The organism is Halorubrum sodomense (genome assembly GCF_900111935.1).
Classification (GTDB): Archaea; Halobacteriota; Halobacteria; order Halobacteriales; family Haloferacaceae; genus Halorubrum; species Halorubrum sodomense.
Map to the genome: position 1 here is coordinate 750420 of NZ_FOYN01000003.1, position 23729 is coordinate 774148.

Sequence of the window (23729 nt, forward strand, 5' to 3'; positions counted from 1 at the left end):
AACCGCGCGAGCTACAGCCGCAACCGCTCGACTTCGGTGCCGGCGGCCTCGAACTCGTCGTCGGTCGCGGCCGCGACCACGACGGTGCTCACGTCGGTCGCGGCGTCGAGGTCGACCTCGAACGCGCCGTCGCCGTCGGGCGTCGCGATGCGCGACGTTTCCCTGGTGTGGACCGCCACGAGCTCGGCGTCCGTCTCGCCCGCGACGACGACCGCGTCTTCGACGAAATCGGCGGTGGCGGTCAGGTCGGGACCCTCCGGGCGGTCGCGCTCGACGTACCGGTCGCGGACCGCGGTCGGGGTCTCGATCGGCTCGCCCGCGTCGACGCCGTGGGCCAGCCGAATGAACCCGGCCATCGACCACGCGAGCGGGGTCGCCCCCCCGGTACCCTCCCCGAACTCCCAGCCGTACTTCGTCGGGTGTTCGCGGTCCCACACCTGCTCGGGGAGCATGCGCCCGGAGTTGGCGAAGCCGGCCATCGTCTCCAGGAGCGCCTCGGGTTCGAGCGCCTCGTCGTCGGTGCCGCCGAACGCGTCGGGACCGTCGGCGCGGGCGCGCAGTTCGTACTCGCCGCGCTCCCCGGTGAAGATCGGCCAGAGACGCCCGCGGCCGTCGCCGGTGCCGGCCCACGGCGCGCCGGGGTCACCGACCGCGATCTCGCCGTACGCGTCGCCGACGTACCGATACCAGGCGGCGCCGTGCGGCGTGTCCACCCGGATCGAGTCGTCGACGACGGAGACGGAGTTGCGGACGATCGGGTCGTCGGCGGGCTTGATCCCCAGACGGACCAGTTCGAGGAAGCCGCCGTCGACGATCTCCCGCTCGTCGTAGGTCGGCCCGTCGTTGGCGATGGTGCGCGGACGCCCCGCCTCGGGATCGCCGTCGGCCGTGATCCGGAGGTAGTACGGGGTCTCCTGATGGCGGTCGGTCCCGGTCGCGGTCGCGCACCACTCCTCGACGCGCGCCGCCCAGTCGTCCGCGAGCGCCAGCCACGCGAGCGCGTCGGCGCGGAGCGAGTCGGGCGATTCGGCGGCCTCGCTCCCGGACGCCTCACGCCGGTCGGCCTCCGCGAGCGCGAGCGCGGCGCCGGAGACGAGTCCGGCGATTTCGGCCGCGATGCTCGACGGCGAGTAGCCGGCCTCCTCCTCCCAGCGCTCCTGTGCCGTCTCGGGGCCGTTGGCGGCGATGTAATCGAGCGAGCGGCTGACCTGTTCGTAACTGTACTCCGCCTCGCCGAGCGTCAGACCGCGTTCGTACAGCTGCCAGGCCATCACCGAGGGGAACGCGATGTTGTCCATCTGCTCGCCGCCCCAGCGGGTCCGGCCGTCGATGTAGGTGTTCTGCGGGAGGAACCCGTCGTCGTCCTGCTGAGTGTTGTACAGGTACGCCAAGGCGTCGGCGCCGCGGTCGAGTTCGTCGATCTCGATCAGCGCCGTGAACACCTGATAGAGGTCCCGCGACCACACGAAGTTGTAGCCGTAGCCGCGGTCCTCCGCGGCGTACTCGGTCTCGCCCCACGGGACCGAGGGGCTCGCGATCCCCGCGCCGTCGTGGGTCTTGTCCTCGACGGCCGCCAACGTCATCAGCGCGAACCGGTACTGCGCCGCGAGCTCCGGGTCGCCCGCGACCGAGTCGGGGAGGTCGCGGTCAGCGAGCCACGCGCGCCACGTCTCGGCGTACGCGTCCGCGGCGTCGTCGAAACCGCGCGCGAGCGCCCCCTCGGCCTCGCCGAGCGCGGCCGCGGTGTCCGACTCCTCCGCGAACCCGAGCGCGACCGCGTCCGCGATCGCCTCGCCGCTGCCGACGAGCCCGGCGAGGACGACGTTGCCGACCGCCGCGGTCGATTCCTCGCCGGGGTCGCCGTCGCCGAACAGCGCGTCGGCCGCCTCGCCGCCGGCCGCGAGCGCGCTCGCCCAGTCGAACCCGTCGCCGCTCGCCAGCGCGAGCGCGACGTCGAACGGCTCGCCGTCGTCGTCGACGAGCTTGCCCGCGTCGCGGTCGGGGTCGTCCTTCCGCGCGAGCAGGTGCGCCCCGTCGTCGCCGGCGACGCGCTCGGCGCGGTCGTCGGTGCCGACGTTGGCGACCGTCGCGTCGACGAGCGCGTACACGTCGTACTCGCGGCGCCCCTCGAACCGGACGTCCGCGAGGATCGCGGTCCCGTCGGTGTCGACCGCGTACTCGACCGTGAGCGTCCAGCCGTGCCCGTGGGCGTCGCCGGTCTCGCGGATCGTCTGGACGTACGCGAGCGCGTCGTCGGCCGCCGGCTCCGTCGTGCGCTCGACCGTCTCAGTCGCCGTGACGTGGTCCGTCTCGTCGAACGTGCGGACCGCGTACTCGGAGTCGGGGTCCGCGACGAGGAAGTCGAACGTCCGGACGTTCATCACGTCGATCCGCGGGAACCGCGCCTCGGTGAGCGCCCCCTCGGTGAGCGTGAACCACACCGGGACCGGCTCGTCGGCCTCGTAGTCGGCGGGGGTTCCGACGCCGAACTTCCGACCGGTCGTCCAGTGGGGCGCCGCCTCGGGCCCGGTCTCGCGGTCGTGCGGGACCGGGAGCTCCCCGTGGCTCGCGAGCGTCACCGTGGCGTCGATCCGGAGCGCGTGCGACCACGCGATGGGGGTCGCGCTGTCGAGGTCCCCGTCGTCGAACGCCTGCTCCGCGAACAGTCCGGCCTCGTTGGTGAACGGACCGTCGGGCTCGCAGAGCGCGTACAGCTCGCGGGCGTCGGCGAACAGCGGCCCCGACGCGCCGCCGCGCTCCTCGACGACGCCCGCGAGCGTCGCCGCCGCGGTCGCGCCCCACAGCGTCGCGATTGACCACACCTTCGCGGCGCCCTGCTCGGCCGTGCGCCAGTCGTCGCCGGCGAACCTGACGAGCCCCTCCACGGCGGACGTCTCGCGCCGAAGCGCGTCGATGGACTGCCGGACGTGGGTGTTGACGCGGTCGAGGAAGCGGTCGAACTCGCTCGCGGCGACGGACTCGATCGATCCGGCGCCCGCACCGTCGATGGCGGCGGAGTCGCCGGAGCCGTCGGTCGCGGCGGAGTCGCTGCCGCCGGTCGCGGTCTCGTCGTCGAGGAGCGCGGCGTACTCGGCCGCGGCGGTGGCGAGCGCGAAGGTGCTGGCGTCGGCGCGGGCGTCCCGGCTCCCCTCGCTGGCGCGCTGGAGGAACCGTTCCGTCTCGGGGTTCCAACGGGCGTCGAGGCCGGAGAGGGCGGCCTCCGCGGCGTCTGCCGCCTCGGCCCGCAGGTCCTCGTCGACCGGCGCGCGCGCCACGGCGGCGAACGCCCGGAGGTACTCGGCGCCGGTGTGGGTGAACCGCCCGAGCGCGTTCTCCCAGCAGTTCTGACAGCGGCGGGGAAGCCCGTCGTCCTCGGTCGTCTCCGAGAGGAAGTCGACGCCGTCGGCGATCGTCTCGTCGATCCGGTCGCGCCACTCGGTCGGGAGGTCCGCCTCGCGGCGGAGGGTCGCGAGGAAGGCGACGACCGTCGCGGGCTGGTCGAGCTGATCGTTCGGGCCCGGCGTGCCGTTCGCGCCCTCGATACGGGCGTTCGCCCAGCCGGGCGCGACCTTGCCGGAGTCGGCCCACACGCGGTGGGGCCACGAGCCGTCGGCGTCCTGGGTACGACAGAAGAAGCTCGCGGTCGCGAGCAGCTCCTCGTCGGCGTCGAGGCCGAGTTCCTCGCTCGCGTCGAGCAGCGCGGTCGACACCGACGCCTCGTCGCGGAACCAGGTGTAGCCGTAGCCGCCGGAAGTAGAGTAGAAGGGGTCGAACTCCGGGGCGGCAATCCGCGCGCCGGACTCGGCCGTGAGCAGGTCGAGCGCGCGGAGGTCGCTCGCGATCACCGACCGCCGGGGAGCGTCTTCGGGAACGTCGGGTCCGCGACCGTCGGCGGCCTCGCGGAGCTCGTCGGCGTCCGGGTAGGCGGTGGCGATGTTCGAGACCGTCTCGATGCGGCGCTGGCGGTCGATGCCGTCCGTGAGCGCGTCCTTCGCGTCGTCGCCGGTGTCGCGGGCGCCGCCGCGGTCGACGACGGCCCGGCCGGCGAGGGTGACGCGCTCGGTCCGTCCCTCGCGCTCGAAGGGCGCGCGGACGACGACGTCCGGGGTGAGCCGCGAGTCCTCGCGGCGGTCGATCTCGCCGCGGTGCGGGAAGCCGTCGTCGGCCTCGCCGAGCAGTTCCGGAATCGTCCGCAGCCGCTGTCCGTGGGCGTTCGAGAGCCCCGTCGAGGCGGTGAGGAAGTCGTGTTCCGTGCGGTGGTACACCTCGACGACGCCGCCGTCGGCGGGACCGGCAGCCTCGTGGACCATGTTGCCGACGCGCCCCTCGACCATGTCGGGCGAGAACGCGTAGGCGGCGACGAGTTCGGCGTCGGCCGGCGGCGAACCGCGGAGCTCGACGTGGGTGAGGTGCGTGTCGCTCACGACGAGGTCGAACTGGTGGATGGTGTAGCGGCCGGCGTCGTACTCGGTCTCGACGAGCGGCGTGTCGCCGTCGTAGTGCTGGCGGGTCGTCTCGAGGTCGTCGAACCAGCGGACGCCGCGCCCGGCGGTGATCCCCATCCGGAGCCGGTCGGCGCCGCCGACTCCCGAGAGGGAGTACGAACAGTCGTGGACGGTCCCGTCCGGCCCGACGTGGACCAGCCGTCCGTCGTCGCCGGTGAACGCGCCGGCGGTCATCGAGTGTTCCGCCGGGTACCGCTCCCCGCGCCGACGTTCGTGTTCGGTAAGGGCGGTGCGCAGTCGCATACCCGCTCTGCGACTGCCGGAGTAAAAGCCTTGACGACCGCGGCTAGGAACCGATCGCGGCGCGAGAGCGGGGGTAGATGGGGGCGATATCGGGCCGGACGCGGCCGAACCAAGAGCAACACCGAAGACCCCGGGCGTTGATGACCGTCACATGCACCATCCCGGACCCCCGCGTTTCCTCGCGACCGGTGAGACGACGGAGCTGGCACCGAGAGACCCGGACCCGGACGCCGCGTACGCGTGGCGCGTCGCGGACGCGCCGCCCGGCAGCGAGTCGACCGTCGGAGACGGGCCCGTGACCGAGTTCACGCCCGACGTACCCGGGCGCTACCTGCTCGGGCTGGACGCTCCGGACGGCGATCACCTGCTCACGGTTCGGGCGTTCGCCGCGAGCTACGCGGGCGTCGACGTCGCCGGCGGGAGCGGCACGGCGATCCGCGACCGCGACGTCGACGACGAGCCGATCGACTACGCCGCCCGCGAGCAGCACGAGGGCGTCGGTCGCCCGCGAGTGCGGGTGGACGCGAGCGTCGCGTCCGACGGCGACGCGGCGCCGGCGGGCGAGAGCCCCGACGATTCGGACGCAGGGCGTGCCGGCGAAGCGGTGTTCACCGCGGTGCCGACGCCGAACCCCGACTCGACGCTCGAGGCCGGCGAGCTGGCCGTGCGGTTCGTCGTCGACGACCGCGACATCGAGGCCGCCGTCGCGGCGGGACGCACGAACCCCCGCGACGCGCTCCGCGCGAGCGAGGACGGCCGCGAACTCCGGGTGTCGCTCGACGCGGTTCCGGACCGACTCCGGGTTCACGCCGTCGCGGTCGCGCGCGATCCGGGCGAGGACCCGCGGGTCAGCGTCGCGGACGCGGCCGCGGTGGTGCGGGTCGACGACGGCCCGTCGGCCGTCGACGAGGCCGGCGGCGGCGAGGCCGTGTTGACCCCGGACACCCCGGAATTCGAGACGGTGCGGCTCAACGAGCCCCCGGCGTGGACGAACGAGGCCTCCGTGTACGAGGTGTTCGTCCGCACCTTCGCGGACGCCGAGGAGGGACACGCGTTCGACGCGATCGCGGAGCGGATCCCGCGGATCGCGGACCTCGGCGTCGACACGCTGTGGCTCACGCCGGTCCTCGGCCACGACGGGAAGCCGCACGGCTACAACATCGTCGACTTCTTCGACACCGCGGACGACCTCGGCGATCGCGAGGAGTTCGAGGCGCTCGTCGAGACGGCGCACGACAACGGGATCCGAGTGTTATTCGACTTCGTCGCCAACCACACCGCGCGCGACCACGAGTGGTTCCAAGACGCGTATCAGAACCCCGACTCCCCGTACCGCGACCGCTACGAGTGGCAGGCGTCGGGCGAGCCGGGCACCTACTTCGACTGGGAGCTGATCGCGAACCTGAACCACGCCAACCTCGAGGTCCGGCGGTTCCTGCTCGACGTGATCGACGAGTGGGCGCCGCTGGTCGACGGGTTCCGCTGCGACATGGCGTGGGCCGTGCCCGACTCGTTCTGGCGCGAGCTTCGCGACCGCGTGAAGGACATCGATTCGGAGTTCCTCCTGATGGACGAGACGATCCCGTACATCCCCGGGTTCCACGAGGGGATGTTCGACGTCCACTTCGACGCGACGCTGTACTTCCAGCTCCGGCAGGTGGGGCGGGGCGCGGAGCCCGCCAGCACCGTCCTCGACGCGGTCGACCAGCGCGCCGAGATCGGGTTCCCGGACCACGCGGAGTTCCTCCAGTACATCGAGAACCACGACGAGACCCGCTACCGCGTCGAGTGCGGCGACGCCGCCGCGGCCGCCGCGGGCGCGGCGATCATGACGTTGCCGGGCGTCCCGATGGTGTACGCCGGCCAGGAGATCGGCCAGCGGGGCCGTCGGGACGCGATCGCGTGGGACCACGCGCGCGAAGACGTCCGCGACCGCTACGAGCGCCTGTTCGAAACGCGCCGCGACCACCCGGCGCTCGGCCCCGCGGGCGACCTCTCGCGCGTTGACTACCACGTCGCCAGCGGCGACCTCTCGGAGCGGCCCGTCGTCGCCAGCGGCGACGTTCACCCGGACGACGTGGTCGCGTTCCGTCGGAGCGACGGCGAAGAGGACCTCGTGGTCGTCCTCAACTTCGCGCCCGACGACGCGAGCGTCGCGGTCGAGATCGACCACGGCGAGCGCGACCTGGTCACGGGCGAGGCGTGCCTCGTCGAGGACGCCGAGGGGACCGAGCGGATCCGCGTCGACGAGGTGGCGGTGGTGCCGGTGGCCGGGGAGTAAGGGGCCGTCTCGCCCCGGTCGTTCGTCCCGGGAGTCGCACTCGGCCGCGATCCGCCCGGACGTAACGCTTGAGTCGGTGGGGATCGCAGGGGGGCGTATGCGATTCGACCGCTCCGACGGCGTCTTCTGTCACGTCACCTCGCTGCCGGGGGCGTACGGGATCGGCGACCTCGGCGAGGGCGCGCGCGAGTTCCTCTCGTTCCTCGGTGACGCCGGCGTCGACCACTGGCAGATCTGCCCGATCGGACCGACGATCTCCGCCGCCGGGGAGTCGCCGTACCAGTCGCCGTCGGCGTTCGCCGGCAACCCGCTCTTCGTCGACCCCGACGGCCTCGTCGACGACGGCTGGCTCGACGCGGCCGACCTCGAGCCGGTGCCCGATTTCCCGACCGACCGGGTCGACTACGACGCGGTCCGCGAGTACAAGCTCCCGCTGTTGCGGACCGCGTTCGAGCGGTTCGAGGAGCGAGCGAGCGAGGCCGACCGCGCGGCCCTGGACGCGTTCCGCGAGCGCGAGCCGTGGCTGGCCGACTACGCGCTGTTCCGGGCGCTCTCCGACGCGCGGCCGGAGGACGTCTGGACCGACTGGCCGGAGGCGCTGCGGACGCGAGACCCCGACGCGCTGGCCGACGCTCGCGAGGAACACGCGAGGGAGGTCCGCTTCCGCGAGTTCGTCCAGTGGGCGTTCGACCGCCAGTGGCGCGACCTGCGCGCGGTCGCGGCCGATGAGGGGGTGTCGATCGTCGGCGACGTGCCCATTTACGTCGCGCTCGACTCCGCGGACGTGTGGGCGAGCCCGGAGGCGTTCCGGCTCGACGACGGGAATCGCCCGACCGCGGTCGCGGGCGTCCCACCGAACGCGGGCGACACCGGCCAGCGCTGGGGGAACCCGCTGTACGACTGGGAGCGGCTCGCCGAGACCGGGTACGACTGGTGGCTCGACCGGTTCCGCCGCCTGTTCGAGCTCGCGGACGTGGCACGGCTCGACCACTTCCTCGGGTTCGTGAAGTACTGGGCGATCCCCGCCGACAGCGACGACCCCGCGGACGGCGAGTGGCGCGAGGGGCCGGGGCGCGACCTGTTCGAGGCGGTCGAACGCGAGCTGGGCGAGGCCCCCTTCATCGCCGAGGACCTCGGCTTCGAGGAGCCGGCGATGGACGAACTGATGGCCGAGTTCGGCTTCCCCGGCATGCGCGTCCCGCAGTACGCCGACTGGTGCGCGGCGGGGAACGAGTACCAGCCGATGCACTACGGCGAGGGCGTCGTCGGCTACACCTCGACGCACGACACGGACACGTGGGTCGGCTACTTCGAGGACCTGCCGGCCGAACAGCGCGACTGCTTCCGGTACAACGTCGGCGCGGAGCCCGACGATCCGCCGGAGTGGGCGATCATCGACGAGGTCTGGGCCTCGGACGCGATCCTGGCGGTGACGACGCTCCAGGACCTCCTCGGGCTCGGCGGCGAGGCGCGGTTCAACGAGCCGGGCACGCTGGCTGGCAACTGGGAGTGGCGAGTCACCCGCGACGCGCTCGACGACGCGATCGCGGAGCAACTGTGGGAGCTGGCGGGCAAGCACGTGCGGTGAACCGTGACGGGAGTCCTCCCCGACGCGCCGATCGTCCACGTGGTGACGATCGTCGCGGCGACCGGTTTCATCTGGCTCGGTAGCGGGTGGTTAGAGGAGGCCGCCGAGACCCTCTCCGGCTACTACGGGCTTCCGGCGGTGGTCCAGGGGTCCATCGTCGTCGCGGTCGGATCGAGCTTCCCGGAGCTCGTGAGCGTGATCGTCACCGCCCTCACCGGCGTCTTCGACATGGGCGTGGGCGCGCTCGTCGGCTCGGCCATCTTCAACATCCTCGTGATCCCGGCAGCGGCCGGGATCGGCGGCGAGGGCGAACTGGAGGCCAACCGGACGATCGTGTACAAGGAGGCGCAGTTCTACATGATCGCCGTCTCGGTGCTGGTCGTGACGTTCGCGCTCGCGGCCATCTACTTCCCCGTCTCGTCGGACCCGATCGTCGGGACGATACCGCGCTCGCTCGCGGTCATCCCGCTCGCGCTGTACGCGCTCTACCTCTTCATTCAGTACCAGGACGTCGACGACGCCGAGATGGATCGCGTTCGCGACGGGGTCGACGTCGGGCGGGAGTGGGCGAAGCTGCTCGCCGGGCTCGCGGTCATCGTCGTCACGGTCGAGCGACTCGTGGCGTCGGTCGAGTCGCTCGGCGCCACGTTCGGGGTCCCCGAGTTCCTCGCCGGCGTCACGATCGTCGCGGCCGCGACGAGCCTCCCGGACACGCTGGTGAGCGTCCGGACCGCGCGCGAGAACCGCGGCGCGACGAGCCTCGGGAACGTCCTCGGGTCGAACACCTTCGACCTGCTCGTGGCGATCCCGCTCGGCGTGCTGATCGTCGGCGAGGTCGACGTCAACTTCTCGACGGCGGTGCCGATGCTCGGCGTCTTGACCGTCGCGACCGTGCTCCTCTTCGTGACGCTCCGGACGAGCCTCGCGCTCGAGAAACGCGAGTCGTACGCGCTGCTCGTCGCCTACGGGCTGTTCGTCGCGTGGGTCGTCGCCGAGAGCGTCGGGGCGACGAGCGTACTCAAGGGCGTGTGAGCCCGCGGCGCCAGCGCGGTCGGTCGCCCGCGGGCGACCGGCGTCGTCCGGTTCAGTAGGAGTTCCGCCCGATGACGAAGTACAGGAGGATCCCGAGGACCGGCGCGAAGAACACGATAAGCGCCCAGAGGATCGGCGGGTGATCGCTGCGCGACTCCGCGTCCGAGTACGTCCACGCGATCATCGCGAGGTGGACGACCAAGAAGACGAGCCCGATCAGGAGAGCGATGCCGGCGGCCGCGCCTTGGAGGAGCAACGGGGACATACCGCCTGACACCACAACGGCCGCAGTCAAGTGTTTTTGGGATCGACCCCGACGACCCCCGACGACCTCCGACGACCCCTGACGACCCCTGACGACCCCTGACGAAACCGATATCCGCGACTAGTGCGAACGCATCGCATGGTCAACGCGGTGCGCGCGGTCGGCGCCGGGGTCGAGTGTCTCGGCGGCGCCCTCCTCGCGCTGTCGCGGACCGTCGACGGCGAGGTGCGGGTCGGCTCGCTCGCGGCCGGGTTCGCGGCCGGCTACCTGTATCGTCACGCGCGAGCGGTCGCGGGCTGTCGGCGGTTCCGCGCCGGTCCGGGCCGGAGCCTGGTCGTCGCGCTGGCGTGGACGGCGCTCGGGGTCGCGATCGACCGCTCCGTCGACGAGGCGGCAGCGAGACGGGGGTTCGCGGCCGGTCTCGGGCTGGGATCGGCCGGCTATTGGTTCGCGCGGCGCGCGGAGTGAGCGAGGCGAGACGCCCGCGAACCGGCCGCCGACCGGGGGCCGCCCGCGGCCGGACGCTCGTGCGCGGCCGGTCTCCCGGCGCGACTACCGGAGACCGAACCGTTTTGATCCCGCGGCGCCCGGTCTCGGTATGGACCTCTCGGTCGACGCGGAGCGACTCCGCGCGGACATCGAGGCGAACGCGGCGTTCGGGCGGGTCGAGACGGACGATCCGAAGGCGCACGCGCGAACGAACCGGACGGGGACCGAGGCGAACCGGCGGGCCAGAGATCGACTGGTCGAGCGCTTCCGGGACGCCGGCCTCGACGTCACCGTCGACGCCGTCGGAAACGTCCTCGGGACGTGGACCCCCGAGAGCGCCGATCCGGACGCGGCGCCGGTCGTCTCGGGGAGCCACCTCGACAGCGTCCCCGAAGGGGGCATCTTCGACGGGCCGCTCGGGGTGTACGCCGCGCTGGAGGCGGTCCGCGCGATGCGCGACGACGGATTCGAGCCGGACCGCCCGGTCGGGGTCGTCAGCTTCACCGAGGAGGAGGGCGGCACCTTCGGGAACGGACTGCTCGGTTCGACGGTCGCGACCGGCGAGTTGGCGCTCGACGACGCGCTCGCGCTGTCGAACGCCGACGGGGAGACGCTAGGCGACGCGCTCGACCGGATCGGCTACCGCGGGGGGAGCGCGGTCGACGCCGCCACGCCGACCGACGCGGACGGCGAGGCGGCGACGATCGGCCCCGAGTCCTGGGCGGCGTTCTACGAGCTCCACGTCGAACAGGACACGACGCTGGAGTCGACGGGCGCGGCGGCCGGCGTCGTGACGACGATCACCGGGATCACCCACTGCGAGGCGACGATAGAGGGCGAGGCGAACCACGCGGGCGCGACCCCGATGGACGAGCGCACCGACGCGCTCGCGGCCGCGAGCGAGTTCGTGCTGGACGTCGAGGCCGCCGCGAACGAGGTCGTCGCGTCGTCGTCGCCCTCCGCGGTCGGCACCGTCGGCTCGCTGTCGGTCGCACCGAACGCGACGAACGTCGTGCCCGGGCGCGTCGAGGCCGGCGTGGACGTTCGCGACGTCGAGGCCGAGTCGATGGAGACGATCGTCGACGCCGCGCGCGACTCGCTGGCGCGGCTGGCGCGCGACCGGGGGGTCGAGACCGAGTTCGAGCGCCCGTTCGACGTCGCGCCGACGCCGATGAGCGACCGCCTGCGCGAGGCCGCCCACGAGGCCGCCGAGGCGGCCGGACGCGAGGCGATCGACCTCCACTCGGGTGCCGCACACGACGCGATGCGGGTCGCGCGCGTCACGGACGCGTCGCTGCTTTTCGCCCCCTCGCGCGACGGGGTCTCGCACAACCCGCTCGAGTGGACCGACTGGGACGACTGCGCCGCCGCGACCGAGGTGCTCGCCGGGGCGCTCGCCCGCGTCGCGGCCGGGGATCGATGACGGTCGACGAGGGGAGCGGCCCTCGGGAGAACCACCGCGTCGCGGCGAAGCGCGACCCGACTCCCCGGGACGCCACAACCGTTTTGCCGGGCGGCCGCGAGCGGCGAGCGTGAGACGTCCACTCGGACTCGCGTCGCTCGCGGTCGGGCTGCTGGCGGGGGCCGCCGGCACCGTCGCCGGGACGACCGACGCGCTCGCGAACTGGCCGCCGATCGGCGGGTACCCCGCGCCGACCGTCGTCGGCCGGTCGCTGCTCGTCGTCGCCGTGGCGGGAGTGGTCTACGGGAGCTACCTGCTCGCCGTCCGGGTGCTGACGCGGTCGGCCAACAAGCGCCGGGCGCACAACGTCCGGAACCTGCTCCGGCTGGCGTTCGGGGTCGTCGGGACGGTGGCGACGCCCGCGGTGGCGACGGAGAACTGGCTCGGGCTCCTCTTCTCGCTCGGCGTCATCGGGTTCGCGATCACCTTCGCGCTCCAGCAGCCGTTGCTGTCGCTGATCGCGTGGGTGTACATCGCGGTCAAGCAGCCGTTCGGCGTCGGCGACCGGGTCCGGATCGACGACGCGAAGGGCGACGTGATCGGGGTCGACTTCCTCGTGACGACGCTGTGGGAGATCAACGGCGAACTGGTGACGACGAACCAGCCCTCGGGACGGGTCGTCACCGTCCCGAACAGCGTCGTCCTCTCGTCGAACGTCGTCAACTTCGGCGGGGGCGGGTCGCCGTACGTCTGGAACGAGGTCGCGGTCCAGGTCGCCTACGAGACGGACCTGGAGTTCGCGCGCTCGCTGATGATCGAGGAGGCGACGGACCTGGTCGGCCGGGAGATGGCCGACGGCATCGCCGCCTACCGCGAGGCGCTCGCGGAGACGCCCGTCGAACTGGAGGTCAACGACGGCCCGAGCGTCAACGTCCGACAGGAGGAGTCGTGGGTCGAACTCCGCGTCCGGTACCTCACGCACCCGCGACGCGGGCAGCGCGTGAAAAATCGGCTGTACGAACGGATTCTGGAGCGGTTCAACGAGAATCCGGACCGCGTCGCGTTTCCGGTGAGTCGGAGTCGGTGAGTCGGAGTCGGTGAGTCGCGGCCGCGGGCGAACCCTCCGCGGAGGGGATCTGAAGGCGGCCGGATTGCCTCCGGGGAAACGCTTTCCACGGTAACCGCGCACAGCTATCACATGGACCTCGAGATAGCGGGAAACGCGGCGCTCGTCACGGCGTCGTCGAGCGGACTCGGCAAGGCGTCGGCGAAGGCGCTCGGCCGCGAGGGCGTCGATGTCGTGATCAACGGCCGCGACGAGGAGCGGCTGGCGGACGCCAGATCGGAGATCGAATCGGTCGCGACCGGCGAGGTCGTCTCCCAGTCCGGCGACCTGACGGACCCGGACGACGTCGAGACGCTCGTCGAGACGACCGTCGACGAGTTCGGCGGGCTCGACCACCTCGTCACGAGCGCGGGCGGCCCGCCCTCGGGAGCGTTCTTAGAGACGGACGACGAGGACTGGGAGGAGGCGTACGAACTGCTCGTGATGAGCGTCGTCCGACTCGCGCGCGAGGCCGAGCCGCACCTCCGCGAGGGCGACGGCGGCACCATCGTGAACATCACCTCTCGGAGCGTGAAGGAGGCGCTCGACAGCCTCGTGTTGTCCAACGCCGTCCGGATGGGCGTGATCGGACTCGAGAAGACGCTCTCGAAGGAGTTCGCGCCCGAGATCCGAGCCAACGCCGTGTTACCCGGGCCACACGAGACGTCTCGCATCCGCGATCTCGTGAACGACGCCGTCGACCGAGGCGAGTACGACTCCTACGAAGAGGGGCTCGACGAGTGGGCCGGCAACCCCCTCGAACGCATCGGTGACCCGATGGAGCTCGGGAACACCGTCGCGTTCCTCTCGTCCCCGAAGTCCGGGTTCATCAACGGCACCGCCCTGCCGATCGACGGCGGCGCCACGGGCGCGAACCTATGAAGTCGGTCCCGTTCGACGAGGCCGAGACGTACGAGCCGGAGGCGGGCTGGCGACGGGTGTCGATGGCGGGCAGCGACCGCTTCTCGTTCGAGTGGTTCGAGAAGCCGCCGGATCACTCCTCGCCGCTCCACGACCACGAGAACGAGCAGGTGTGTCTCTGTCTCGACGGCGAACTGACCGTCGTCACCGACGACGAATCGGTGACGCTCGGCCCGAACGACTCCGTCTACCTGGAGCCGAACGAGCCGCACCGCGTCGAGAATACCGGCGACGAGCGGGCGGTCGGGCTCGACGTGTTCGCGCCCGGACGCTCGTTCGACTTCTGGACCGACCGCGAGGAGTGACCCGATCGTGAACGGGGGACTCGTCGCGTGAAGTACCTCGCACGCTCCGCGACCGGCCGACCGCTGCTCGGTGACGACGAGGGGTACGTGCCGCTGGCGGCGGCGGAGCCGAGGGCGGGAACCGTCCGCGACGCCCTCCCGCTGGCGGCCGCGGGCGACCTCCCGAGCGTCGACGACGCGCCCGCCGAGCGCGTTCCGACCGAGAACCTGACGTTCGGGCCGCCGCTGGAGCGGTTCGGGAAGCTGTGGGGGATCGGTCTCAACTACGCCGACCACGCCGGCGACCTCGACGAGGAGCGGCCGGACGAGCCGGCGAGTTTCACCAAGCCGTCGACGGCGCTCACGGGGCCGGGCGGCCCGATACGTCTCCCGCCGAGCGAGCAGAGCGAACGTGTCACCGCGGAGGCGGAGTTGGGGGTCCTGCTGGGTCGCGAGTGCCGCTCCGTCGCGACCGAGACCGTGAGCGACGTCGTCGCCGGCTACCTGCCGGTCATTGATATGACCGCCGAGGACGTGCTCCGACGGAACCCCAGGTTCCTCACGCGCGCGAAGGGCTACGACACGTTCCTCGTCGTCGGGCCGGCGATCGCGATCCCCGACGGATCGGTCGACCTCTCGAACGCGACGGTGACGACGACGGTCAACGGCGAGGTCGCGGCCGAAAACGAGGTGCGGAACATGCTGTTTCCGCCCGCCGAGATCGTCTCGTTCCACTCCGAGGTAGCGACGCTGCGTCCCGGCGACCTGTTCAGCACCGGGACCCCGAGCGCGGCGCCGATCGAACCCGGCGACGAGGTGCGCGCGACCGTCGAATCGATCGGCTCCGTGTCGGCGTCGGTGACCGGGCGGCGGTCGTGACCGGAGAAGGGGTCGTCGCGGATCGGTGATCGGCCGCCGACGGCGAGCCGCCGTCGCCGTATCGGAACGAGCCGAGAGGAAAAAATATATACGACGGTACGCCTGCCGTCTCCGATCGCTTCCGATCTCCGAGGATCCACGAGGGTCCACCGAACGGGCCGTTTCATCCGTCTAAACCCGTTTTCGGGCGGCTCTCGTCTGTTTTCTGTCAATCAGTACACGATATATTTATATACTCTCGCGACTAACTACACGTTAACAGACTGGCGATTCGCGGACCTCGCTGTATTTTCGTCGAGGGATCGTCGGAGCAGATCCATGACAGAAACAGACACCTACAGCGACGGCGGGACGGAACGAGAGCGGCTAGCGGATCCCAGCGACGCGTCCGCGAGCGGAGAGCGCACGCGAACCGAGCCGGACCGGACGGGCGAGGAGTCGACGACCGTCGAGGAGACGACGGGCGAGAGCGAGCGGACCACGACCTGCCCGGAGTGCGGCGGCCAGCTCGCGACCGACACGGAACACGGCGAGACGGTCTGTAGCGACTGCGGGCTCGTCGTCGAGGCGGACTCGGTCGACCGCGGGCCGGAGTGGCGCGCGTTCAACGCCGGCGAGCGGGACAGCAAGTCCCGGGTCGGGGCCCCGACGACGAACATGATGCACGACAAGGGGCTCTCGACGAACATCGGCTGGCAGGACAAAGACGCCTACGGCAAGTCGCTCTCGGGGCGACAGCGACGCCGGATGCAGCGGCTCCGCACCTGGAACGAGCGGTTCCGCACCCGCGACTCCAAGGAGCGCAACCTGAAGCAGGCGCTCGGCGAGATCGACCGCATGGCCAGCGCGCTCGGCCTCCCGGACAACGTCCGCGAGACCGCCAGCGTCATCTACCGCCGCGCGCTGGGCGAGAACCTCCTGCCCGGTCGCTCCATTGAGGGCGTCGCGACCGCGTCGCTGTACGCCGCCGCCCGGCAGGTGGGTAACCCCCGAAGCCTCGACGAGTTCACGGCGGTCTCGCGGGTGGAGAAGATGGAACTCACGCGGACGTACCGCTACGTCGTCCGCGAACTGGGCCTGCGCGTCCAGCCCGCGGATCCGACGAGCTACGTTCCCCGGTTCGTCTCGCGGCTCGACCTCTCGGACGAGACCGAGCGGCGCGCCCGCGAACTGCTCGACGACGCAGCGAGCGCGGGGATTACGAGCGGCAAGTCGCCGGTCGGACTCGCCGCCGCTGCCGTCTACGCCGCCGCGCTGCTCACCAACGAGAAGGTGACGCAGAGCCAGGTCTCCGACGTGGCCGACATCTCGGAAGTCACCATCCGGAACCGGTACAAGGAACTGCTCGACGCGAGCGGCACCGTGAACGCCTGATCCGGCACACGACCGATGTGGCGCGCGGAATCGACTCGCTACCCCGGCCGCCACACACGTTTTTAACGCGGCCCGCTGTACGGGGTGACATGGTTGACGCGTTCGTCAGACTCGTCTGTCCGGAGTGCGGCAAGAACTGGCAGGACAATCCCGCCGACCTTCAGGACCTTCGGTCTAACTTTAGCTGTTCGGCGTGTCACGCGACCCGACGCTTGACCGAGTTCATGCGGACGGAGCGCGACCTCGAAGCCGTCAGGCAGTTTCAGTGAACCGGTCCGCCGATCTCGTCGGATCGAGTCCGGCGATCTCCTAGTGCGTCCGTCGGCCGTTTTTGAGCGTCCGTCGGGCGTCTTAGAGTCCGTCGGCCGTTTTTGAGCGTCTGTCGGCCGCGATCGTCGATCCCGCGTCGTCGGAACGTTCGAAAACGATCCCGATCGATCTATCGAGAAACCGCGTTATCGCCCCGCTACTCACGGAATACGTGAACAGTGTGGTAACGTTACTCAAGATAGTAATATAAACCTCCGGTAGCAAAGGACTGGTACTCATGAAGAAGCAGGAGCTCATCCATCTTCACGGTCTCCTCGCGGAGGTACGAAAACAGTGCGAGTTCTGGGACGACGATGTCGACCTCGAGGCCTACGAGGAACTGGGCGTCAAACCGACATCGATTCACAAATCGAAGACCGACCACAAAGCGGCCGTTTTCAAGCTGACCGAGGGAATCACCGAGCCGATGGAGTCGTCCGAATCGGAGCCGCTGGCCCCGACGGCCGACTGAGACGTCTACTGCGTACTGCTCCTCGTCGACCGACCCGATCCGCGCGTAGCGCAGCGACCGCGTTCGACTATCCGTCGTCGCGTTCCACGTCGCCCCGTTCTACGTCGCCCCGTTCTACGTCATCGCGTTCCACGCCGTCGCGTTCTTCGCCGTCGCGAGACGGGAGCTCGTCGTCGCGGTCGGCGTCGTCGCCCGTCACAGACCGTCCGTCCGCGGTCGCGGATTCCTCGGCCCGGTCGCTCTCCTCGGGATCTATCTCGGTGACCGACAGCACCGTGAGCGGGATGTTCCGGAGGCGCTTGCCGATCTCCTTGCGCGCGACGCGGCTGGCGTGTTCGTCGCGGTCGACGTTGAACACGTCCATCTGAAGCTCCAGGGCGACGAGCGCCTCGTCGGCCGCGACGAACGCCGGGTCGAGCTCCTCGCCGCTCGGCGACGTCCGCGTTCCGGTGTCTATCTCGACGTAGTTGAGGTCCGGATTGAGCATCTCTCCGGTCTTCGAGATGGCGATCCGGACCGCCTCGTCGGCGGTCTCCACGTCGTACACCGGGACCGCGGCCTCGACGACGACTCGACAGTCCATCACGGGCGAGAGTACCACGCGAGCGAGTATCAAACTTCGGCCGCGGCCGGGTCGCGGAGGCCGGTCCGGTCGGTCCCCGACGATCGCGCCGGTCACGCGCCGCCGGCGCGGAGGTAGTAGAACACGTACGTCTGAGCGTAGCCGGCGTACTCGCCGCCGAACCGCTCGCGGATCGCGCGGGAGGTCGCCGCGTAACTCCCGCGGTCGCAGTCGGGGTAATACTCCTCGATGGTGGTGTGGATCCAGGTGTCCAGCGGGACCGCCTCGAGGAAACCGAGCGAGAACAGCAGCACGCAGTCCGCGACCTTGTCCCCGACGCCGACGAATCGCTTGAGCGACTCGCGGGCCTCCTCGTAGGGGAGGTCGGCCGCCTCTCGCGGATGGGCCTCACCGCTCGCGACCATCTCCGCGGTCCGCCGGACGTAGGGGGCGCGGTAGCCCAAGGAGAGGTCGCGAAGTTCGTCCTCCGTGCGCGCGGCCAACCGCTCGGGCGTGGGGAAAGCGCGGTACGCCCCGTCGCCGAGCGCGACCGTGTCGCCGTACGTCTCCCGGAGTCGCCGCTGCATCCCGTGGATGCGAGCGACCCGCATCTGTGCCGAGCAGATGAAGGAGATCAGGCAGGGGAAGGCCGGGTCGCGGGTCAGCCGCATCCCCTCGTAGGCGTCGTACGCGCGCTCCAAGAGAGGGAGGTCCGGGGTGGCGTCGAGGATTTCATCGAGGTCGTCGTCGAGCCGGAGGAGGTGGGTCAACAGCGGTTCGGCGTCAGTCGACGCCTCCCAGCGGAGCGTGCCGTCGTGGACGCCGCCCTCCTGTCGGACCCGAACCGCGACCCGCTCCTCGGTCACCTCAGGGATTGGATCGACGACGGTCTCGTACCACGCGTCGCCGCCGTGAGCGTGGAGTTCGTCGTACGTGTCGCCGTCCGCGCGGTTCCAGAGGTAGCTCTGGCCGCTCTCGAGGGTCGCCTGTAAGTCGAACGGTCCAGCCAGGTCGCCGACGTCGATCGCCCCGCGTTCCATCGTCTCCAGTCACGGTGCGCGCAGGCATGCGGGTTTCGGTCTCAAACCGCCGCCGAGGACGGCTTTTTGTCCGCCCGCGCCCTACCGGACGTATGCCGACGTACAGGCGGACGACCCGGGTACCGGCCCCGATCGAAGACGTGTGGGAGTTCCACTCCACGGTCGACGGACTGCGAGAACTCACTCCGGACTGGATGCGCCTCCGCATCGGCGGCGTCGAGGGGCCGGACGGCTCGCCCGGCCCCGAGGTCCTCCTCGCCGGATCGACGATACGCATGTCGATCCGCCCGTTCGGGGCCGGTCCGCGTCAGCGGTGGACCTCCCGGATCGTCGAGCGGGAGCCCGAGGGAGAGACGACACCCGAGCGCTCCGCCCGGTTCGTCGACGAGATGGAAGACGGACCGTTCCGTCGCTGGGAACACACGCACGCGTTCTACGCCGACGGCGAGGAGACCCTGCTCGTCGACACGGTCGCGTATCGACTGCCGCTCGGACCGCTCGGCGACGTCGCGGGCCCGGCAGCGAAAGTGGGATTCGAGGGGATGTTCCGCGACCGACACCGGCGGACGGTCCGGCGGTTCTCGGAGCACTGACCCGGCTGTAGCGCCCGCGACCGCGAGTCCGGGTTCCTACGTCGACGCGACGGGAGCCGCGTCGCTCCCGAAGGTGAGCTCGAAGACGGCGCCGTCGTCGTTTCGAGCCTCGATTTCCCACTCGTGCGCCTCGACGATCCGGTCGACGATCGCCAGCCCGATCCCGGAGCTGTCGGCCGAGGAGACGCCAGAATCGAAGACCGCGTCGGCGACTTCGACCGGGATTCCGGGACCGTCGTCCGCGACGTACATTCCGTCGACGCCGTCGTCCGTGGTGATCGGACCGACCTCTACCGCGACGTCTCGACCGCCGTGGTCGATCGCGTTCCGGAAGAGGTTCTCGAACGCCTGGCGGAGCCGGCTCGGATCGGCCTCGACGTGGCCGACCTCGTCCGCGATCGTGAGTGCCGCGTCCGGCGCACGTACCGACTGCCACGCCTCCTCCGCGACGGCCGCGATCGGAACCGGCTCCGTCTCGCCGATCGCCTCGCCGCGTCGCGCGAGCATGAGGAGGTCGTCGATCAGCGTCTCCATGCGGTCGACCGCGCCGCTCATGGCGTCGTAGCGCGACGGCGTAAGCTCGTCCTCGGAGAGCGACAGATAGCCCGAGAGCACGTTGAGCGGGTTCCTGAGGTCGTGTGAGACGACAGCGCTGAACTGTTCGAGCTGTTCCGCCTGTCGGCGGAGCGCTGCCCGGCGGTCGTTTCGCGCGATCGTGTGTGCGACCAGATCCCCGAGGGTGCGGTACAGATCGATTTCGTCCTCCGTCCAGACGCGGCAGTCGTCGGACTCGAACGCGACGATTCCGCTCAGTTCCCAGTCGACGACGAGCGGGACGTGAACGGTCGCCGGCGGCCCCCCGACCCCCGTCTCGGCCGCCTCGCCGTCGAAGTCCGCGGCGGGGGCCGCGGCGCGCGCGACGTTGCCGAACGTCGACAGTCGCTCCGACCCCGGAAAGTCCTCGAACGGTCTCGGCGCCGGATCGAAGCCGTGAGGAGACCAGCCGTACGCGGGGACGAACCGGCCGTCGTCCTCTCGATAGCAGACGATCCGGTCGAGATCGGCGTGTTCGCCGACGTTCTCCATCGTCCACTCGATCTTCGTCTCGACCTCGTCGGTGCGAGTGCTCATCAGCGTCGTTCCGGCGTCGAGCAGCACCTCCGAGAGACGGGCGACGTCGTCGTCTCCCAGTCGGACGCGGTCGGGGTTCACCCGACTCGCGAGACGCTCTGCGAGGGGGCCGGAAGCGTCGACCTCGGCGGGGTCAGTCGCTTCGACGTCGACCACGTCGTCCACGCCGGCCGACAGTAGCCCTCGGATCGCCGGCGTCGCGGGGTCCTCGACGAGCCCGATCACCGGTACGTTCGACGGGAGCGCCGCGAGCCGCTCCGTCACGGCGTCTTCGGTCGTCGCCGCAGCGGTGACGACGACGCCACACGCGGCGTTCAGGTGCGCCTCGTCTCCCCCCTCCGCGCCGATGCCGATATCGATCGGAGAGAGCGTTCGAAGCGCCGGTCCGTTCGGCCCCTTCCAAGCGGCGTCGACCGCCCGGGACACGCGCTCGCCGGCGACCCGGTTGTCGCCCACGAACGCGACGACCGTTCGCCGGTCCATACCCGATCCGATCTCTCGGAGGGTTTCAACGTTTACCCCAAAATATCGGCGCTGAAAACGCTACGCCCGGTTCGCGGTCGCGGTGACGTAGATACCCGCGAGGACGACGCACCCGCCGGCGACGGTGGCCGGCGTCGGCGTCTCCGAGAGGAACGCGAAGGCGAGCAGCGTCGCGCCGACCGGTTCCCCAAGCAGCGAGACGGAGACGACGCTCGAATCGAGATGCGCGAGCGCCCAGTTGAGGACGGTGTGACCGAGCAGTCCCGGTCCCGCCGCGAGCCCGGCGAACAGGAGCCACTCCCGCGGCGGGTATCCGGTGAGCGAGTGTCCCGCCGCGAGGACGAACGCGAGCAGAACGACCGCGCAGACGCCGTACACGACGGTGACGTACGGGACCAGCGAGATGCGCTGGCGCAGCGAGCGCCCGGCCAACACGTAGCCCGCGGCGGCGACCGCGCCCGCAAGCGCCAGCGCGTTCCCGTACAGCGGCCGGGGACCGACCGCCACGCCGCCGAGGAAGTCGCCGACCGACATGGCCGCCATCCCGCCGACGGCGACGGCGATGCCTCCGGCCATCCGACGCGTGACGCGTTCGCGCAACAGCAGCCACGCGCCGAGCGCGACGAACACCGGTTGCGCCTGGACGAGCGTCACGCTCGCGGCGACGCTCGTCCAGCGGAGGCTCTCGAACCAGGCCGCGAAGTGGACCGCGAGCGCGACCCCGGACAGCGCCGCGAACGCGAGGTCTCGGGGCCGGATCCGAGCCAACTCCCCGCGGTACCGCCACGCCGCGACCGAAGCCAGCGGCAGCGTCGTGAACAGCACCCGATAGAACGCGGCGACGGAGCTCGGCGCCTCGCTCAGGCGGACGAGGACGGCACCCGCGCTCACGGCGGCGACCGCGGCCGCCAGCCCCGCCTTCGGTGACACCGCTGGCTTCGAGGTCATCGAGCGTCGCGGTCGTTCGCGCGGCGGGGGCTTACCGGTTTCGAGAGCGCACCGAGGCGACGAGGTCTTCACCCGGCCGGCGTCCGAGATGCGGGCGACGCCGACGGTGATTTCACTCCGCGACGCGAACGACGGCTCATGTGTGCGGACACGTTCGGCGTCGGGATCCGCGTCGCCGAGACGGAACTCCGCGTCGTCGTCGGCGTCCCCTCCGACATCGACGCCGGATGGACCGACCCGGAGACGTTCCAATCGCTCGTCGCGGAGGCCGTGTGGGAACGACTCGACCGACGCTCGACCCTGGAAGCCGTCGCCGCTCGGTACGACACGGGCGAGACGGCCCCCCTCGGGAGCGTGACGCTGGAGCCGGACGGCACCGTGGTACAGGCCGACCTCGACCGCCTCGCTGAGTCCGACGGTCGAGACGACACGGAAGGGTAACGGATCGAGTTCCCCACGAGTCACGTCAGTCGTCAGCGACGCGCGCCGCGAGCGCGGCGCCGACGGCCCACGTCCGTTCGGGTCGGTAGGCGGTGAGATCGTATCGGGTCGGCCCCACGGTGTCGCCCCAGGTTTCGAGCGCGTCGAGCGCGACCAACCCCGACAGCGTCGCTCCCAGCGTTCGCGGCGTCGTCTCCGGGGCCGGCAGCACGGCGTGGACCTGCTTCGACTGCGGATAGTTGCGATCGCACGTCTCGATACCCCGTGTGGCCTCGGCCCAGTGGCGCCGAACGTACCCGAACGTCGTGGGATCGTCCCGATAGAGCCGCTCGACCGCCGCTACCGCGTCGTCGGCACCGACGACCGTGTCGACGCGGCCGCCGACGCGCGACAGCAACTCCGCGGACCCCTCGAAGGAGCATCCCATCGCGATCTGACCCGTTCGTCCCTCGAACCGGTCGAGCAGCCCGTCCGCGAACGCGGCCGCGGAATCGACACCACCTCGAGCGGCGACGGGCGTGAGGTCGTCGATCAGTACGTCGACCGTTCCCGGGGGAGCGCCCGCAAGATGGTCCGCAACGGCGTCGAGAACGCGCTCACCGTCAGCGGTACGGCCGAGCACCGTGTGCGCGAGTCCGCCGCTCGGCACCACCTGTGTCGACGCGACGGCCCCGCTCCGGGCGATGTCGCTCGCGTCCACCACCGCCTCACGATTCGGTGGCCCCGCCGGGGTTCGATCCCAGCCGCTTCGCCAGGCCTCGACGTCCGTTCCGAACAACACGGACACGACACGGTCCGAGGTAATCCCGTCGCGAACCGACGGGCGATCGCCGCAGAACAGGCGTGTCGCGGTGTTCGTGCCGTTCGGTCCCTCCATGATACGTTAGCTTCACCGACAGAACTGATAAACTTACGGATGATTCTATCAGTACTGATATGACTTCCGACGAGGAGACGGCCGATCGGCCGTACGCGGTTCGGAGAACCGGTACTCGCTGCCGGGCGGGGTCGCCGCGGAACCGAACGGTCAAGCCGACTGACGGCGGCGCTCGTCGCGGCCCAGCAGACGGCGGCGCTCGTCGCGGCCCAGCAGACGGCGGTCGGGTGCGGTTGCTCTGTGTATGAAAACAGCCCACGGACGTGCGGTCCGTGGGCTCGGGTGGGAGATCACTCCCGTATGAATGGGCAGGCGGCGACTCGTGGTTCCCAGAGGATCGCTCACTCCAGTACTTCACGATACGCTGGTGGGCTTAACTTCCGTGTTCGGAATGGGTACGGGTGTTCCCCCACCGCTTTGGCCGCCTTTACGCCGACTCTCGGACTCGAACCGAAACCCTCTCTCGTCGCGCTCTCGAGCGAGGGACGCCTGTGTCGGTCTGGTT

At 70.8% G+C, this 23729-nt stretch carries 21 protein-coding genes and 1 rRNA gene; 14 read left to right on the top strand and 8 right to left on the bottom strand.

The window, feature by feature from the left end; genetic code table 11:
• Positions 1-11: 11 nt before the first annotated feature.
• Complete coding sequence (locus tag BM286_RS13100; RefSeq protein WP_174549014.1) at positions 12-4748, bottom strand: glycoside hydrolase family 15 protein; 4737 nt, start codon at positions 4746-4748, stop codon at positions 12-14.
• 151 nt (positions 4749-4899) lie between these two features.
• On the opposite strand from BM286_RS13100, the gene malA reads away from it, so the two are divergent.
• The 3 genes from malA to BM286_RS13115 all read left to right on the top strand — a co-directional run bounded on the left by malA (position 4900) and on the right by BM286_RS13115 (position 9649).
• Positions 4900-7029: an alpha-amylase MalA gene (gene malA, locus BM286_RS13105; protein WP_092923136.1), complete on the top strand. Its 2130-nt coding sequence runs from the start codon at positions 4900-4902 to the stop codon at positions 7027-7029.
• A gap of 97 nt (positions 7030-7126) precedes the next feature.
• A complete protein-coding gene (gene malQ / locus BM286_RS13110; protein ID WP_092923139.1) occupies positions 7127-8617 on the top strand; it encodes a 4-alpha-glucanotransferase in 1491 nt (496 codons plus the stop codon).
• Between the two features lie 3 nt (positions 8618-8620).
• Positions 8621-9649 carry a sodium:calcium antiporter gene (locus tag BM286_RS13115; RefSeq protein WP_092923142.1) on the top strand — a complete coding sequence of 343 codons (1029 nt, stop codon included), beginning with the start codon at positions 8621-8623 and terminating at the stop codon, positions 9647-9649.
• Positions 9650-9701: 52 nt separating this feature from the next.
• On the opposite strand, the gene BM286_RS13120 is transcribed toward BM286_RS13115, so the two are convergent.
• Positions 9702-9914 carry a PLDc N-terminal domain-containing protein gene (locus BM286_RS13120; RefSeq protein WP_092923145.1) on the bottom strand — a complete coding sequence of 71 codons (213 nt, stop codon included), beginning with the start codon at positions 9912-9914 and terminating at the stop codon, positions 9702-9704.
• Positions 9915-10052: 138 nt separating this feature from the next.
• Between BM286_RS13120 and BM286_RS13125 the strand changes: the two genes are divergently transcribed.
• The 9 genes from BM286_RS13125 to BM286_RS13165 all read left to right on the top strand — a co-directional run bounded on the left by BM286_RS13125 (position 10053) and on the right by BM286_RS13165 (position 17149).
• Positions 10053-10382, top strand: coding sequence for a hypothetical protein (locus tag BM286_RS13125; RefSeq protein WP_092923148.1), 330 nt, complete (start codon positions 10053-10055; stop codon positions 10380-10382).
• A 130-nt stretch (positions 10383-10512) separates the two neighbouring features.
• A complete protein-coding gene (locus BM286_RS13130) occupies positions 10513-11826 on the top strand; it encodes a Zn-dependent hydrolase (protein WP_092923151.1) in 1314 nt (437 codons plus the stop codon).
• Between the two features lie 109 nt (positions 11827-11935).
• On the top strand, positions 11936-12892 hold the full coding sequence (locus BM286_RS13135) for a mechanosensitive ion channel family protein (RefSeq protein ID WP_092923154.1): 957 nt from the start codon (positions 11936-11938) through the stop codon (positions 12890-12892).
• A gap of 111 nt (positions 12893-13003) precedes the next feature.
• Entirely contained in the window at positions 13004-13792 is a 789-nt protein-coding gene (locus BM286_RS13140; RefSeq protein ID WP_092923157.1) for an SDR family oxidoreductase, read from the top strand.
• Positions 13789-14136, top strand: coding sequence for a cupin domain-containing protein (locus tag BM286_RS13145; protein ID WP_092923160.1), 348 nt, complete (start codon positions 13789-13791; stop codon positions 14134-14136). The genes BM286_RS13140 and BM286_RS13145 overlap by 4 nt, the downstream gene beginning before the upstream one ends.
• Before the next feature lie 27 nt (positions 14137-14163).
• Positions 14164-14994, top strand: coding sequence for a fumarylacetoacetate hydrolase family protein (locus BM286_RS13150; RefSeq protein WP_092923163.1), 831 nt, complete (start codon positions 14164-14166; stop codon positions 14992-14994).
• A gap of 318 nt (positions 14995-15312) precedes the next feature.
• Complete coding sequence (locus tag BM286_RS13155; RefSeq protein WP_092923165.1) at positions 15313-16368, top strand: transcription initiation factor IIB; 1056 nt, start codon at positions 15313-15315, stop codon at positions 16366-16368.
• An 89-nt stretch (positions 16369-16457) separates the two neighbouring features.
• Complete coding sequence (locus BM286_RS13160; protein WP_092923168.1) at positions 16458-16637, top strand: DUF7836 family putative zinc-binding protein; 180 nt, start codon at positions 16458-16460, stop codon at positions 16635-16637.
• A 278-nt stretch (positions 16638-16915) separates the two neighbouring features.
• Positions 16916-17149 (top strand): UPF0058 family protein, encoded by a 234-nt coding sequence (locus tag BM286_RS13165; protein ID WP_004598519.1) that lies wholly within the window; start codon positions 16916-16918, stop codon positions 17147-17149.
• 67 nt (positions 17150-17216) lie between these two features.
• Here BM286_RS13165 and BM286_RS13170 read toward each other — a convergent pair whose 3' ends face one another.
• Positions 17217-17732 carry a DUF555 domain-containing protein gene (locus tag BM286_RS13170; RefSeq protein ID WP_092923171.1) on the bottom strand — a complete coding sequence of 172 codons (516 nt, stop codon included), beginning with the start codon at positions 17730-17732 and terminating at the stop codon, positions 17217-17219.
• Between the two features lie 92 nt (positions 17733-17824).
• Complete coding sequence (locus tag BM286_RS13175; protein WP_092923173.1) at positions 17825-18751, bottom strand: DNA-3-methyladenine glycosylase family protein; 927 nt, start codon at positions 18749-18751, stop codon at positions 17825-17827.
• Between the two features lie 92 nt (positions 18752-18843).
• Between BM286_RS13175 and BM286_RS13180 the strand changes: the two genes are divergently transcribed.
• Positions 18844-19344, top strand: a complete 501-nt coding sequence (locus tag BM286_RS13180; protein ID WP_092923176.1) for an SRPBCC family protein — start codon at positions 18844-18846, stop codon at positions 19342-19344.
• Positions 19345-19380: 36 nt separating this feature from the next.
• Here BM286_RS13180 and BM286_RS13185 read toward each other — a convergent pair whose 3' ends face one another.
• Both BM286_RS13185 and BM286_RS13190 read right to left on the bottom strand, forming a co-directional pair.
• Positions 19381-20958, bottom strand: a complete 1578-nt coding sequence (locus tag BM286_RS13185) for a sensor histidine kinase (protein WP_092923179.1) — start codon at positions 20956-20958, stop codon at positions 19381-19383.
• Positions 20959-21018: 60 nt separating this feature from the next.
• The gene (locus BM286_RS13190) at positions 21019-21906 is read right to left on the bottom strand and encodes a DMT family transporter (protein WP_092923182.1); all 888 of its coding nucleotides are present in this window, start codon (positions 21904-21906) and stop codon (positions 21019-21021) included.
• A 138-nt stretch (positions 21907-22044) separates the two neighbouring features.
• Between BM286_RS13190 and BM286_RS13195 the strand changes: the two genes are divergently transcribed.
• The gene (locus BM286_RS13195; RefSeq protein ID WP_092923185.1) at positions 22045-22347 is read left to right on the top strand and encodes a hypothetical protein; all 303 of its coding nucleotides are present in this window, start codon (positions 22045-22047) and stop codon (positions 22345-22347) included.
• A 25-nt stretch (positions 22348-22372) separates the two neighbouring features.
• On the opposite strand, the gene BM286_RS13200 is transcribed toward BM286_RS13195, so the two are convergent.
• Together BM286_RS13200 and rrf are read right to left on the bottom strand one after the other, a co-directional pair.
• On the bottom strand, positions 22373-23047 hold the full coding sequence (locus BM286_RS13200; RefSeq protein WP_092923312.1) for a hypothetical protein: 675 nt from the start codon (positions 23045-23047) through the stop codon (positions 22373-22375).
• A gap of 484 nt (positions 23048-23531) precedes the next feature.
• A 5S ribosomal RNA gene (gene rrf / locus BM286_RS13205) occupies positions 23532-23653 on the bottom strand.
• Positions 23654-23729: the final 76 nt, after the last annotated feature.

Coding starts and splice junctions, on each gene's coding strand:
- BM286_RS13130 (WP_092923151.1), top strand. CDS start 10,513: ATGGACCTCTCGGTCGACGCGGAGCGACTCCGCGCGGACATCGAGGCG.
- BM286_RS13155 (WP_092923165.1), top strand. CDS start 15,313: ATGACAGAAACAGACACCTACAGCGACGGCGGGACGGAACGAGAGCGG.
- BM286_RS13145 (WP_092923160.1), top strand. CDS start 13,789: ATGAAGTCGGTCCCGTTCGACGAGGCCGAGACGTACGAGCCGGAGGCG.
- BM286_RS13195 (WP_092923185.1), top strand. CDS start 22,045: ATGTGTGCGGACACGTTCGGCGTCGGGATCCGCGTCGCCGAGACGGAA.
- BM286_RS13175 (WP_092923173.1), bottom strand. CDS start 18,751: ATGGAACGCGGGGCGATCGACGTCGGCGACCTGGCTGGACCGTTCGAC.
- BM286_RS13140 (WP_092923157.1), top strand. CDS start 13,004: ATGGACCTCGAGATAGCGGGAAACGCGGCGCTCGTCACGGCGTCGTCG.
- BM286_RS13170 (WP_092923171.1), bottom strand. CDS start 17,732: ATGGACTGTCGAGTCGTCGTCGAGGCCGCGGTCCCGGTGTACGACGTG.
- BM286_RS13180 (WP_092923176.1), top strand. CDS start 18,844: ATGCCGACGTACAGGCGGACGACCCGGGTACCGGCCCCGATCGAAGAC.
- malA (WP_092923136.1), top strand. CDS start 4,900: ATGCACCATCCCGGACCCCCGCGTTTCCTCGCGACCGGTGAGACGACG.
- BM286_RS13100 (WP_174549014.1), bottom strand. CDS start 4,748: ATGCGACTGCGCACCGCCCTTACCGAACACGAACGTCGGCGCGGGGAG.
- BM286_RS13160 (WP_092923168.1), top strand. CDS start 16,458: ATGGTTGACGCGTTCGTCAGACTCGTCTGTCCGGAGTGCGGCAAGAAC.
- BM286_RS13165 (WP_004598519.1), top strand. CDS start 16,916: ATGAAGAAGCAGGAGCTCATCCATCTTCACGGTCTCCTCGCGGAGGTA.
- BM286_RS13190 (WP_092923182.1), bottom strand. CDS start 21,906: ATGACCTCGAAGCCAGCGGTGTCACCGAAGGCGGGGCTGGCGGCCGCG.
- malQ (WP_092923139.1), top strand. CDS start 7,127: ATGCGATTCGACCGCTCCGACGGCGTCTTCTGTCACGTCACCTCGCTG.
- BM286_RS13125 (WP_092923148.1), top strand. CDS start 10,053: ATGGTCAACGCGGTGCGCGCGGTCGGCGCCGGGGTCGAGTGTCTCGGC.
- BM286_RS13185 (WP_092923179.1), bottom strand. CDS start 20,958: ATGGACCGGCGAACGGTCGTCGCGTTCGTGGGCGACAACCGGGTCGCC.
- BM286_RS13120 (WP_092923145.1), bottom strand. CDS start 9,914: ATGTCCCCGTTGCTCCTCCAAGGCGCGGCCGCCGGCATCGCTCTCCTG.